This is a genomic window from Hydrogenimonas cancrithermarum (assembly GCF_030296055.1).
GTDB lineage: Bacteria > Campylobacterota > Campylobacteria > Campylobacterales > Hydrogenimonadaceae > Hydrogenimonas > Hydrogenimonas cancrithermarum.
The window spans coordinates 1,776,222-1,790,653 of sequence record NZ_AP027370.1; the positions used below are offsets into that span (position 1 = coordinate 1,776,222).

The following is a 14,432-nucleotide window of genomic DNA, read 5'->3' on the forward strand; positions in this document are numbered from 1 at the left end:
TCTAACTCCTTTTGTCTGTTTATGTAATTATCGACATTGTAACAAACTAAGGCTTAAGGCTTTTGTATGGTTCGCCGATGAAACCGTATAGTTTCGTTGTTTTCCGGGTCGGTATACGAAACGAATGTATCGATCAAAACCGTACCGTTGCTTTCCGCCGTCGCGATGTCGTTGGCCAAAAGGTGGGACGGGTTGCATGGAAGTCCGTTGCCGATGTAGTGGAGCGACATGTTGATGTCGTAAATCGGTGCTCCCTGCGGATACCTCAGGTTGATCCGTTCGATACAGTCGATGCGGTTGTCGTGGCCCGAGATCGCCAGAAGCGCGAACTCCGTGGCGCTGCGTGCCAGAAGCTGCGCCTGCTCCTGCATGTAGATGTCGCCCGTCTGCCTCTTCGTCTGGGAAGAGAGCGAGAAGGCGAGCACCATCAGTGTCGCGACCAGCAGCATGAGAAAAATGGCCGAAAGGAGCGTAAATCCACGGCGCATCAGAAAATCACCTTCTCTTTGCAAAAAGAGACGTTGTTGTCGTACATATGTTCCCCCACACAAAGTTTCAATCGTATCGAATCGCCCATCTGGGTAAACTTGAAGGTCGAAACATGCTCGACCATCAGGCTCGAGGAGCCGTCCGTCTCGTAGCGCTCGCCTTCCCACGGCTGGTAGTCGTAAAAGAGCGTGAGGTTGCAGTCGTTCGTAACTCCAGCCGGACACTGCGGCACGAGCGCATAGGCGCTCCACGCCAGTTTGTAATGCTCGTAGATCTCTTTCGCGGCGGTCGAGTTGAAATCCAGAAGCGTCGGGTTGGCGTCGCAGTCGTTGTCTTTGCATGAAACTTTCAGCGCATAATCGTTGTCGACATAGGGATACCATCCATAGGAGGAGACGTTGTAGTCACCGACATGTCCGTCCATGACCAGCGCAGGGTGCTGTCCTACGCCGTGTAGCGTCACGCCGTTTTGGGAAAGTGCCGAGATGATGTCGTCGGCAAAGTCGAAACGGCTGCCCGGAGAGGAGACGCCGGATTTTCCGGTGTCGGCACTGTCGAGATCGATGAAACCGCTCCACCCCGGTGCGTTGAGCGTACCGTTCCAGGCTCCTTTGAGTGCCATGTCCGCATATCCGATCCATTCGAGAATGTGGTAGCTGTCGTCGGCGTCGCCGAGAAAGAGGTACTGGCTGAGGTTGGAATCTTTTCTGGCGATCGTACTGTCTTTGATGCGGTACTGAAGACGCCTGGCGATCTGTTCGAGTGCCAGTTCCGTCTTGGTCTGAAGCGTGTTCATCGTGCGAGCGAGAATGTAGTTGTCGTAAATCTTGACGAAGATATCGGCGCCGATCATCGAGATGATCCCGAAGATCAGGATCACCATGATCAGCTCGATCATCGTGAATGCGCGGCGTAGTGTTCTCATTCGAAAGTCCGGTGCAGAATTTTGTATTCTCCGATGTTGGAGGAGAAGGCGTAGAGGTTGATGGTCCCTTCGCTGCTCACCACCGCCGTTTTGACCATTTTGATGTTGGTCATCCGTCCGATATCGGTGTTGGGGATCGCCCAAACGGCGGGCTGGGGAGACTCGTGGTAGTTGAACGCGTCGGAGATGTAGTAGACCGTCGTGTCGATGGTGTAACCGAGTTTGTAGTCCTGCGCCTGCCCGCCTGTCAGAGAGGATGCCTGCGCGTTGAAGTCGTCGATATCGTCGAAGATCCCGCCGTCGTCGGCATCGGGCCCGAGGTTCGCAGGAAGGGTCGCGAAGGTGAGGCCGGGCGGTGAGACCCTGTAGTAGGTGAAGTCGAAGAACTTCCTTCGGTACTCGCCTTTGAAGTGCCCTTTTCTCCGGTTGGGGTCGAGCAGCGTTCTATTGAGGTCTCCCGCTCCGTTCAGGACGTCGCACACTTTGGCGAAGCCCCCGTTGAGGGTCTGGTTGGTGTCCGCCTCGTCCCAGCGGTGGCCGAGGATATTGACAAGCGTCGTGACCCCCGCCATGATACCCTCCTGCTGGATCGAAAAGGCGTTGCTGCGCTGCGTTTCGACCAGGATCAGCGGCACCGACATGAAGACGATGCCGATGACGACGATCGAGACGATCAGCTCGATGAAGGAGAAACCGCGTCTTACCATTCAAGTCTCCTGTTGCTCTTCCTGCTTCCGTTCGTCTCGACCGTCTCGCCCTTCTCGCCGATGCCCGACCAGTCGTCCGTCGGGAGGTTGAACTCGACGTGGTAGTTCATGCGTCCGTCGGGGAAGAATTTGTTGTATTTGAGCCAATCCGGATGCGGACGCAGGATGATTTTGGTTTTGTAGAGATTACTGGAGCCTCCGTACGTCACCTGTGCGGAGTAGGTGCCGTTCGTGAAGGTGGCGTTCAGATCGGCCACGGCATTGGTTCCGCCGTTGATCGTGACGAGCGGATCGTTTGCCCCCTCCTGTGTCGCGTTGAGGTCGATCACCACGTTGCGCGTGTCGTTCGTGTTGATCCACCAGTTAACGTCGTCGGAGCTTTCCGGCAGGCCGCTGATGCCGTAATCGCCACAGGCCGCGATATCGTTGTTGCAGAAGACTTCGATGAAAATCGGCGTCTCGATCGTCGTCGTGCTGCTGCGGTAGTCGGGTGCGTGCATTCGTGCATACCAGAAACGTGCCCTGTGCCCATCGTCGAGAGGGTAGTCTGTCACGGTCTCGGGGACCTCTGTGCCGGTCGCGAGATAGTTGTCGATTTTCGCTTTTCCCGTATCGATCTGGATATCGACCGGGTAGTGCGCGTGGGTGATGGAGCGGTTGACGTCGATCAGGAACGTGACATTGGCGATGCCGTTCGTGAAGTTCGTGTCGTCGATGATGTGCAGTACGCTTTCGGGGCCCGTGCCGACGTTGGCGAGGAGTGAAACAGCGGAGTCGGTGTCGAGTTTCCAGAGCAGGTCGATACCTGCCGATTCGGCACTGCTGACATTGGCTTCGAGTGTCATGTTGACATCGTCGGCGTAACATCCGCTCGTGAAGGCTTCGGTGACATTGCCGTCGAGATTGAGAGAACGGATCACCGTTTCGACAGTGCTGTGCATCCTATTCATGTCGTCCGCCATATAGGTGAAGCCGCCACCCTGGTTCGTGACGGAGGTGTTCACTTCGATACTCGCGGGAATGAAGAGGAGTTTCGCCTCCCCTTTGATGTAACAGCTGACGTAACTGTCGTTCTGATCCTGGTCGTCGTTGTCAACGGTGGCGTTACAGTCGCCGTTCGTTCTGTCGACGTCGCTCCAGTTGGTATCCCGAAGTTTCAGTGTGACATATCCCACATCGTCGAATTTCACGTTTGGGACGGTTTGCGCGGCACCGTCGGTGAAGTTGAAGTCCTCCAGGTGGATTTTCGACGTGATATCCGGCACACACCCCTTTTCGTCCGTAATGGCGATCGTCGCCATCGTAATGTTCGAGTCTGTGATATTGGCGGCGAAGAGCCGTTGTGTATATCCTATGGTGCGAATGGCTCCGGAGGCGTCGGTGGCATTGGCGTCGATATCGAACGGTTGGCCCGATTTTATGATCAGGTAGCTTCCGGCCGTTGCGATGCTGTTGCTGACCGAGAAGGTGAATTTTTCCGGACGCATCGCGAAATGGTCGCCGAACGGCCCGTAGTAGCTCGGCGCCACCTGCTCTTTTACCCCTTCGTTGTCCTGGTAGCGGATCTTGTACTGGATACTGAAATAGATATCCCGCCACGCTGTCGGGAGAGAGATGTTCTTGTCGATGATCCAGCTCATACCGGTGCCGATCGGCAGGTATTCGGAGCTGAGAATCGTGAAATCCGATCGGTTGAAATCGGCGATTTCGGCATAACTGTTGTTGCCGTCGACCAGCTTGATTCTCCAGACTGTCAGGTTGACGTCGGGGTAGTTTTGCGCAAAGGTCGCGAAGGTGGTGTTGGAGTCGTCGATACTGATGTTCAGGTCGAACGCTTTGCCAACGATTTTGGTGCCGACACTGACACGTCCCGGGTCGCGAATGTCGCTCGAAAGCGCCGTCCACTGGAAGACGACCGGCGGCGATTCGGCCGATGTACTCTCCTGCCTCTGGTCGGCGTCGGGTTTGCTGAAATATTCGAGCGTGGGGTTGGTGAAGTTGATGATCGCCTTGTTGACGAACGCCTTGTTGAGCTGTGCGAAACTGTTGACTTTGACTTTGAACTCGACCCAGCTGACGTTGAGGGCGGGGAAGGTTCCGTTGATGTCGCTGTCGTTGTAGTTGAGCCGCTCGTGCAGGTTGACCGTCAAAAGGGTACGGTTGACATCGTCGTTGTTCGCGTAGGTCGTCGTCGTGTAGTTCAAGTCGAGCATCTGTTGGTTGGTCATCGTCTGGGCGGAGACGGCACTTGCCGGGAAGTTTTGATCCCAATGGTTCAGATGGTTGTCCGAGCCGTTGCTGTCGAGCGACGCGATATACGCTCTTCCGCTTGCGGTCAAACCGGTCGACGTGTTGAAGTAGCCTTTATCGATCAGCCACTGTTTACATTCGGCGTTTTTCGCATTGCTGCCGTCGAGAACGGGGGATCCTCCCGAACCGTCGCAGAGCCTTTCGGTAATGGACACCACTTTCAGTTCCGCCTCGTCGGGAATGTATGTGACTTCCGCTGGAAGGGGGTCTTGCAGGATCACTTTCGTCGCGTCGGTATTGCCCGTATTGATGATGGTGATACGATAAATCACTTCTCCACCGCGCGTGACGTTGGTCTCTTCGCAGCGAACGTAGTCGCCAGTGATCGGATTTTCGACGAAACACTCTTTATAGGAGTCGATGAAGTCGGGATTGAAGATCTCCGTCGAGAGGCCGATCACCGAAGGGAAGGATTGGTCGAAGAGTTCCTGGTTCCCAACCCGTTCACGTCCGACCGAGAGGGTGATGTTGGTCTCTCCCTGCAGGTGGCCGAGATAGATTTCGTTCGTATTGAAATCGGAAGAGATATCGAACTGGTCCATGTCGATACCCATACTGTAATTCAACTGTGGGTTTCTCGGTGTCAGGTAGTGGCCTGCTTGGGTGATGGTGCCGTTGAGGACATTTTCGACCGGGTTGAGAGTATCGGAGATGTTGACGTCGCTCGTGGTGTTGTTGTCGATTTTGACGATACTCAGGTGGTCGACGGCACGGGCCCGTTCCCCACCGCCGGCGAAGAGCAAGAGACGGCTGTCGATCGTCTCTCCCGCATAGGGTGTCAGAAAACCGTCGATGGGAATCGTGAGTCTGTCGTACCCTACCGCTGCCGGTACAAGTTTCCTGAAGCCGTCGAAGAGGTTGATGTTTTTGTAGACCTGGTCGCGGTGGGCGCGGTGGTTGACTTCGTAGAAGACGACGAGGCTCCAGCCGCCGAAGTGGCCGATGCTGATGGCCTGGATGGAGGTGGTGTTTCCGTCGGTGACCGTCATGAAGATCGGTTTGTCGACTCCTGTGTTGGCTTTCAGGTTTTTTACACCGTAGTTTCCGTCGTACGTTCCGAGATTTTCCCCGATCGTTTCGAGGATGTTCGTGACATCCGCGGAGCAGGCGTAGATACGTCGGTATGTATCGTACTGGGTTTTGTTGTAGTAGTAGTATGTGTCGTCGGCCGTGAGATCGTGATCGCCATCCGGAGCCGTGAACGTGATGGTTTTGTAGTCGTCGTCCGTTTCGACCGAAGTGGCGTCGCCCGGTTCGCCGTGAATGTGGCCGGTCCAGTAGAGGCGTGCATAGGTTACCGTGATATTGGTGTCGTAGGGCAGGTCGAGTTTCGCGGTGGAGGGTGAATGTGCCGAGACGTCGATATCGGAGAGCAGGGCACTGGCGTTGGAGTCGTCACCTGTAAGGTAGGTGTTGCCGATGGCCACCAGGTCTCCGTAGCGGGTCATGGTCTTCCGTTCGCTGAAACCGTCTTTGAGCTTGACCGTCGTGTTTCCTTCGCTGCTCCCGACGTTGACGGAGACTTCTGCATGGTTGTCGCCGTAATCCTCTTCGGCCGTCCGGGTCTGAACGTCGACACTGTTGGTGACGGTACCGTTTTGCGGCGAAGCGACCGTCAGTGTGAAATATCTGGAGCCTCCCGCTTTGAGCAATGGCAACGAAGCGGTGACGGCACTGCTGTTTGAATCGATTTGGAAGTCGTCACCCCAGTTGGAGTGGTCGTTCGATGCGATGCTCAAAACGGCCGGAACGTGGTCGGTGAGGTTGATGTCTCGGGCATCGACGGTGCTGTCGTTGGTGACGGTGATCGTATAGACGAACGGTGCGTTGAGTGCCGGTGTCGTGAGGTCGACACTCTTCGTAATTCTTAAATTGGTGCCGACCGTTTGGGTTGTGACCGACTCACTGTTATTCGAAGTGTCGTAATCGACCGGAGTGGTTACGATAGAGGTGTTGGCTTCAAGCGTTGTTATTTCGTTTGGTGCGGTAACCGTCAACTGTATGATTTCTTGCGAATCATAGAACCATGCATTGGAAAGATTGTCGTCATCGCTGAAGTGGCAGCTATAAACATAGGATGATGAATCGAACATGCAGGATTTCCATGTCGTGCTTACATTATCCTCTACAAAAATGACGTTATTTGGCAGTTGTACTGAGAGATTCAACTCTTCTATAGGCTCGAGTGTAAGGTTGTTTACCGTAATCGTATATTGGAAATCGGATTCCACGGCTGCAGTCGGCGGAGCGCTCAGTGTAACTTCTGCGTCTACACCACAAACTGTTTCCTTTGCGCGAGTAGTTCCGTCATAATTGATATATGCTTTTTCACGTTTGTACAGTGTAGCTATGGCCGTATCGTCGAGGGCGATATTGAAGAGTTTGGCTTCATCTATGAAACCGTTGAAATATCTTCCTCCACCGGTAGTTCCGTCATGCAGGCGGGTACCACCATTTACCGCACCTATTCCGATGGCATTTCCGTGGCCCCACAACTGGGTGCCTATGCCACTGTCGAACCTTACACCGTCCAGATAAGCCCTGAAGGCATCGTTTTGATGCGTATAGCTTCCGGCGATCGCATCGAGAACCAGGGTGACATGGTGCCACTCTCCTTCCGATATAGCCGTATGCAGATAGGTGCCCGTCCATCCAGATTCTGGTCTGTTCCAGCCACCGACATAGAGCTCTCCATCTTTTATGTAGATAGCGAGCCCCCTGGCACCGCCACCCTCTTCATAAAGCACATGGGTTCCGGTGACTGTATCTGCATTGAACCATAGAGCCACCGTTCTTTTGTTGTGGACGGCTGTATTTATTTCTGAACTGTTGGGAATAGATATATAGTCGTTACTGCCGTCGAATTCTCCGGCGCGGTAGAACGAAACTCTTCCGTTGCTATCTTTCGTCAGGATTTTATTTACCGTGTGTGCACCGTTTTTTGCCGTTCCGTTATGGTTTCCTGTTTGGTCTACAACTGTACCCCAGGAACACTCGTCCATGCGCCATTCCGCTATCGCTTTGATCACCTTGACATCAGTAGAAGCATCGGCACTGTTATTGGACGTGTCAGGTTCCTCTGTCGCTGTTACGGCTGAGCTATGTATACTGAGTGTCGTATCCGATGTGATATTTGGTGTCGTCAACGTTATAACGACCGTACGGTTTTCATCTGGTGATAGTCTCTCCCAGTGACATCGCACGGTCGATGCGGTGAGTGTACAGCTGGCGTTGTCGTCCACGGCTGCGAAAGTGCCCGCGGGAGAGGAGGTGAAGGTGTGGGTGACATTGACGTCGCGAGCTGTCGATATATCGATGTTTTTCACGACCATCGTGACGGTCGTGTTGTGTTCTTCGAGTACTTCGGTGTCGTCGGCAGTCAAAGAGATCTCGAGATCGGCGCCCCGTACTTCCACCTCTTCAGCCGACGCCTCCACCGGTGCGGGGATGGAAGGGGAGTCGACCGTAATTTCGTCGGTGTATCTACCGATCTTTTTGGGTGCTTCGACATTTAGAACGAGACGGGTCGATCCGCTGTAACCGGCGAGTGAGGGAAGTTCACACACCACGGTATGGTTTCCATCGCCCGGTGTGCAGTTCCAACCTGCGTCACTGCCGTTGTTGCCGACATAGATGAAGCCTGTCGGGAGTGTGTCGGAGATGTTGATATCTTCCGCTTCGTTTTTGCCGGTGTTGACGATGGTGACAACATAGTCGAAAAGCTCGTCGAAGGCTAGGGTTGTTTTCGAAACATTGACATCGACATTGAACCGGCTCCCTTCCACTTTGACATAAGCGCTGTCGGTGTTGTTGGTGTTATCGGTTTCGACCGTTGTGTTCACGACGCGAGCGTCGTTGTTTATGATACCTTCGACGCCCGGTGTTTTCGCTTTGACGACGACGCTGAGGGTTTCGCCTTGCAGCAGTTCGTTGCGGATACATTGGAGGTTGTGGCCGTTGATGGCGCAGGTACCGTTCCATCCGCTTTGCGAGGAGATGGTCAGATTGCTGAAACCGGTGTTGAAATCATCCATCAGATTGATGAAGTGTGCCAGACCGAGTTCCCGGTTTTCGACCGTGATGTTGAACTCCACATATTTGTTGAGGCCCGCCGTGACGTTGCTCTCGTCGTAACCCGGATTTTCGAGGTCCTGCACGTACTTTTCGATTTTCAGGTCGGCACCCTTGACGGTCGTGGTGGGATTTGGCGAAATGGTCTCCTGGGTTATCTGTCCCGATCCGTCGGTACCTTCAACATGGACGGTGTAGCTGACCACTTCGTTGGCGTTGGGTGCGGTGGCGTGGATTTCGACTCTCGAGGTGGCGTTGTTGGGTGCCAGTGTGGCGAGACGGCAAGTCAGGAGCGAGGATGCGGAGTCGAAATGGCAGTTCCAGCCGCTGTCTCCACCCGTCGAGGTGACATTGAACTCTTCGGAGTATCCCGATGGGAATTGCATGGTCAGGTTGATGTCGCGGGCTTCCGAGTGGCCGCGGTTGATGACGGTGATGGTGTAGTCGATGGGCTTCAATGCCCCGACCGGATTGGGAGATTGTTGGAAAGGGTTGTTGGCGAAGCCCACTTCGGCACCTTCGATCTCCGTGTCGAAGTCGGAAATGTTGGGCCGGTTCGTTTCGGCTGTGGTGGTGGTCGCCACGGCACGGTTGCGGATGGTTCCGGTATAGCCTGGGGCGATCGCATAGATGGTGAAGGATGCCGAACCATTGGCCGGCAGCGTGCTGCTATAGTCACAACTCACATTGTGGTCGGATGTGGCGCTGTTGTCGACGCATGTCCAGCCACTGCCGCCCAGGGCCCTGTTCCATGTGGCGGAGAGGTTGACATCGGTATGGAGGATGTCGTCCACGTGGATGCCTGCCGCCGGTACACTGCTGTTGTTCTCCACCCGGATGGTGTAGGCGAGTTCGTCACCCATTCCTGCCGTGGCAGGCCCGGTTTTGGTCACGACGATGTCCGTGCCGACGATACGGGTGCCGAGTGTGTCGCCGTTGTCGAGGAGCAGTCGTTCCAGTTCGGGCGTCGATGTGGTGACGTTGGCTTCGTTGGTAAGTGTGATTCCCGTATCGTTGGGTGCCGCGACGGTGATGTCGATCGATGAAGGTGTATTGGAAGGAGGAAGATTTCCGCCGTAGGCACAGGTGACGGTTCCACCGCTTTCGTTACAGTTCCAGTTCGCACCGCTGGCGGAGACGAACGTCACACCTGTCGGAAGGATGTCCGTGACGGTGATGCCCGCTGCACCGCTCGATGGCACGTCGTGTGCCGGTGGCGTTCCTGTGTAGGTATCGGGCCTTGGGTAGTTGCGTACATCGAGTGTGTAGGTAAATCGCTGCTCGGCACCCGCTTCGCGAGGCCCTCTTTTATCCACCGAAACATTGGCCCCGCGTACGAGCGTGTTGGTATGAAGATAGCCGTCTCCGCCCGTTGGTGCGTTGTTGGCGAGGTGTTGATCGGTGAGCGAAGTCTCCGCTTTGTAACGATTGACGACGAAGTTGTTGTTTTCGTCGTTCACATCGAAGCTGGCTGCATCGATCACGGTCACGGTGATCGTCGCGACATTCCTCGTCTGGCCTCGAGAGAGTACGACTCCCCCATTCATCGTGCAAAGGAGTGTCGAACCCGCTGTCGTGGGGTTGTTGCAGGTGAAGTTGGCTGCCGGTGTGACGGAGACGTTCGTGACGTTGGATGGAATGAGGTCGGTGACATTGACGTCCGTGATATCCAGGTCGACTTGGGAAACATTCCTCACCTGCAGGGTGTAGGTGATCGTTTCGCCGATGGCGGCGTAATTTTCGGCAGCACCGTAATTCACACCGTTGATGAGCTTTCGGACCGCGAGGTCGATATCGATCACTTCGGTTCTGGCGGTATAGGTGTTGTTGGCAAGATTCGATTCGGAGGTATCGGTTTCTGTCGTGACGGTATTGTAGACCCAGTCGTGTGCGGGACCGGCTTTGACTCTGAAAGTGACGATGTTTTCGTCGTATCCGTTTGGAATTTCAAAATTGGGATCGTTGGTTTGGCAATGGATGTCCGATCCGCTGATACTGCATGTCCAGGCACTGCTCAAAGTACTCAAAGAGCCCGTGACGTAAGTGACGTTTGCAGGAACCGTATCGTTGATTTCAGCTCCAAATGCGGAAGAGCGTCCCTGGTTTCTAAGAGAAATAGTGTATTGATACTCGGAATTTCCGGCGACTCTTAGAGGTGCCGCTTTGTATATGACGAGGTCGGCTCCCTCGACATGCAGCAGGGCGTCGTCGCTGTTGTTGGTCGTATCGGCCTCCGGAGTCGATGTGGAGACGGTGGCGGTATTGGTATAGTCGCCGTTCGTATTGGGTGCATTCGCTGTAATGGTGAAAGTTTTCGATCCATTGGTATTTGCGATGGTTCCGAGCTGGCACGTGACGGTTCGGCCCGAAACGGCGAAGCCGTCGTTGTCGCATCCGCTTGTGGATATGGTGGTGAACCCATCGGGTAGTGTATCGGTCACGTTGGTATCTTCCGCATCCGCCAGGCCGCTGTTGCCGACGTCGATCGTGAAGGTTACCCGCTCTCCGAGTCCCACGGTGCCCGGAGAGACGCTTTTCGAGATGGTCAGTTCCGCGCCGCGGATCGTGACGGGTGCGACTTTGGAATTGGTCGTAGCCGTATCGGACTCGGCCGTATCGTTGCTTACGTCGACGCGGTTGCTGCGTTGTTGATCGAGGACGCTCGTGGTGTTCGGTGCCGTGGCGTCCACCGTTACGTTGGATGTACTCTGGCCGCTGGCAAGATCGTGTTTATAGGTACAGTCGAATCCTGCCGGGAAGTTGGTTGTACAGCTCCAGTCGACAAAGTTGTAGCTTAGGTTTGAAAGAGAGAGTCCGTCCGTATTTTCCACGACGCTGTCACTGAGTGTGATATTCGTCGCTACGGCGTCTCCCTGGTTTTTCAGCGAAATCGTGTAGGTTACCGTTTTCCCCACGGCCACTTCATTCACATTCGGCACCTTGTCGACGATGAGATCCGCTCCTTTGATTTCGATCCACCAATTTTTTTCATCGTTCGACGTTGTGCTTTGTGTCGTAGATGTTACAGCGGTCGCCGTATTCTTTATTTTTTTATGCCCCGGGAAATTGCTGTCGTAATTGGGCGCCGTGGCACGAATGGCGACAGTGGCTGACCCATTTTTCGCAAGATCGCCCAATTGGCACGTGAAGGGCTCCGTGACCGATGTGAAAGAGCCGGTTCCACAATCGGTTTCGATGTCGGTGAAATTGGCGATATTGTTGGCGTTCAGGTCGATGGTGACATTGACATCTTTCGCGATGGCACTGCCGTTGTTGGTGACGACGACGTTGACGTTCACCCGTTCGTTCGCGATACCTACCCTATCTCCGCTTTTCGTTACGACGATATCGGCCCCTTCGATTTCAGTGGAGGCCGTGGTGGATGTTTTGTCGTAAGCATCGGGTGAGTCGACATGGACGGTTGCGTAATTATGGACCGTTCCCAGTGGGGCGTTGACGGGAACGGCGACGCTGAATTTAATCGTCGTTGTCGCTCCTTCGGACGCCAGTGTGCCGAGGCTGCAAGAGAGGGTATCCGTTCCGATGGAGCCGCTACAGTTCCAGCCGTCGCTTTGTGAGATCGAGCTTATCGTATAGCCGCTTCCGAGCCGTGCTCCCATGTCGTCCGTCAGTGTCAATGTCTTGGCATCGGTAAGCGACGTATTCTTGATGGTGATTTCATAGTCGATCGTGCCTCCGGCAACTGCCGTGGCAGAGGCGATTTTGGTCACTTCGAGTTCGACACCGGTGACGGTGATATCTGCCGTATCCTCTCCGTCGTTATTGTCGAGTGAATGGCCGATACGTGCCCGGTTTTGGTAGGTTCCCGTCGAATTCGGCGCTGTGGCGTCGAAGGTGATGGTGCTCGTTCCATTGGCTGGGAAGGAGGCAAGCGTACAGTTGAACGATGCCGAGCCATCTCCCGTCATCGGAAAAGTGCCGGAGCCGCAATCCCAATGATCCGGATTGCTGTCGATGCCTGTGACGGTGATGCCTGAAGGGAGCGTATCGGTTATCTTCGCATTCTGGGCGACGGCGTTTTTGGAGTTGGTGACAGTGATGGTGTAGGTGAAATTTCCGCCGAGACCCACTTCGGTCGGTGTATTGCTTTTTGCGATATTCAGATCGGGAGTGACGAGTGCCGTCGTTTTGGATGCCGTTTTGTCGTTCTGGTTGTTTTCGTCGGTATCCGTGTCGACGGAGACGTCATTCGTCGTGGTTCCGGTTTTGTTCGGGGTGGTGACATCGAGTGTGAACGCCACACTGCTTCCGGCATCTATCGTCCCGATGGTGCATTCATAGACATTGTTGCCCGTATCCTGGCAGTGGTTGGTGAGTGAGTCGTTGAGGTAGACCATGCCGTCATCGAGCGTATCCCTCACGACGACGTTCTGGGCGGGGGCGATGCCGTCGTTGTAGACGGTGATGGTGTATTGGATGTTTGTTTCGACGGGGGCGGAGTCGGGACCCTCTTTTTCGATGCGCAGGTCTGCGCCTTCGACCGATATAGCGAGCGTGGCGTCGTTGTTACCTGTATCGGTTTCGGCCGAAGAGGTACCGATATGGACCCTCGTCGTGACAGTTTGATGGGTAGCAGGTGTTCCCGCCGTGATGGTGAAGCTCCTTGGAGATCCGTTCTGAAGCGGATTTTGAAGCGTACATGTGAAAGTATTGCTCGTAATCGGATCTGGGCAATTCCATCCACTTCCGCTTGCGGTAGGGTTTTGAAGATCGCCATCCAGTGTTATTTCGACTTCGACATCGTTTGCATCGACTCCATTGAGATTTGATGCGGTGACGGTATAGGTGAGCGTATCTGAAATCGGTGCCGGTGAGGGAGAAGCCGAGAGCGAGACGGTGACGTCCGCCGCGGTGACGGTGACGTCCGCGGAGTCGCTCGTGGGAAGGTCTTTCACGTTTGTACCACCGACATAGCCCGTTCGATTCAGCGTGGCGGTGTTGGTGACCGGGTTCGTAGCGGGTATGGAAGATGGCGCTTTGACACCGATGACGAAATTTTGCGATTCACCGACATTCAGCGATGCGATGGTGCATGTGAGATCCTGGCCGGACTTCGAACATCCCGGATTCGAAGTGATCGTGAAGTTCGAAGGGATGGTGTCGGTGACGACGATATCGGTCGCCGAAATTATCGTGGAGCCACTTATTGCCGGGTTCGTTACCGTGATGGTGTAGGTGAAATCCTCTTCCGCCTCCACTTCCGGTTTCGAAGCGGTTTTCGATATTTGCAGATTCGTCTGGCCCACATCGACCGTGACGGAAGCATCGTTGTTGCTGGTGTCGTAGTCACCGTTCGTTGCCGACACAGTGACATTTTGGGTCACGCTGCCTGTCGAAACGGTTTCCCTGGACAGGCTGAGCGTGTTGGCGGTGGCTCCCGCCCCGAGTACGCCGTCGTAGGTACAGCTCACAGTATCGCCGGTGCGGTCGCACAACCATCCCGAGCCACCGAATGAGTAGTTGATTGTACTGGGTATGGTGGTTGTGACGGTCGAGTCGATGGCGCCGACGGTCCCGTTGTTCTTGACGACGATGGAGTACTCGATGTCGCTTTTGACCAGAACGGGATTTTGCGCTGCGCTTATGGAGATTTCTAGGTCCGGTTCCGTCGAAGATCCGGCGAATACCACCGTCGCGGAGAGCAGGGTCGAAATGAGAAAAACTCTGAAAAAATGTCTGAAAAGTCTATTGGAAGTTGCCATCTTGCACCTCTATCTTGCCATAGAGTGTGCGGTTGAAAAGAAGCGCATAAAAGTCGCGATGACGCGAATAAGTTTATGCATCCCAACCACCCACCTGTTAATCTTTTCATTTTATCGCCGTGGCCATAAAATGTCACTTAATGTTAACGACGATTGATATTTGGACGAAAATTCAGTCTATCGTCACACTACGGTAAGAGTATCGGC

General features: G+C 54.6%; 4 protein-coding genes. All 4 read right to left on the reverse strand.

Annotated features, from left to right (window positions below):
* Positions 1-53 precede the first annotated feature (53 nt).
* The 4 genes from QUD54_RS09280 to QUD54_RS09295 are packed head-to-tail and all read right to left on the reverse strand — an operon-like array spanning position 54 to position 14,225.
* A complete protein-coding gene (locus QUD54_RS09280; RefSeq protein WP_286336451.1) occupies positions 54-488 on the reverse strand; it encodes a type IV pilus modification PilV family protein in 435 nt (144 codons plus the stop codon).
* Entirely contained in the window at positions 488-1,414 is a 927-nt protein-coding gene (locus tag QUD54_RS09285; protein WP_286336452.1) for a pilus assembly FimT family protein, read from the reverse strand. Before QUD54_RS09285 ends, QUD54_RS09280 begins: the two co-directional genes overlap by 1 nt.
* The gene (locus QUD54_RS09290; protein ID WP_286336453.1) at positions 1,411-2,121 is read right to left on the reverse strand and encodes a prepilin-type N-terminal cleavage/methylation domain-containing protein; all 711 of its coding nucleotides are present in this window, start codon (positions 2,119-2,121) and stop codon (positions 1,411-1,413) included. Before QUD54_RS09290 ends, QUD54_RS09285 begins: the two co-directional genes overlap by 4 nt.
* The gene (locus QUD54_RS09295) at positions 2,115-14,225 is read right to left on the reverse strand and encodes a LamG-like jellyroll fold domain-containing protein (RefSeq protein ID WP_286336454.1); all 12,111 of its coding nucleotides are present in this window, start codon (positions 14,223-14,225) and stop codon (positions 2,115-2,117) included. The genes QUD54_RS09290 and QUD54_RS09295 overlap by 7 nt, the downstream gene beginning before the upstream one ends.
* Between the last annotated feature and the right edge of the window lie 207 nt (positions 14,226-14,432).

What these genes read in the sequence shown, in the direction of transcription:
- QUD54_RS09280 (WP_286336451.1), bottom strand. Translation starts at nt 488, where the DNA reads ATGCGCCGTGGATTTACGCTCCTTTCGGCCATTTTTCTCATGCTGCTG.
- QUD54_RS09285 (WP_286336452.1), bottom strand. Translation starts at nt 1,414, where the DNA reads ATGAGAACACTACGCCGCGCATTCACGATGATCGAGCTGATCATGGTG.
- QUD54_RS09290 (WP_286336453.1), bottom strand. Translation starts at nt 2,121, where the DNA reads ATGGTAAGACGCGGTTTCTCCTTCATCGAGCTGATCGTCTCGATCGTC.
- QUD54_RS09295 (WP_286336454.1), bottom strand. Translation starts at nt 14,225, where the DNA reads ATGGCAACTTCCAATAGACTTTTCAGACATTTTTTCAGAGTTTTTCTC.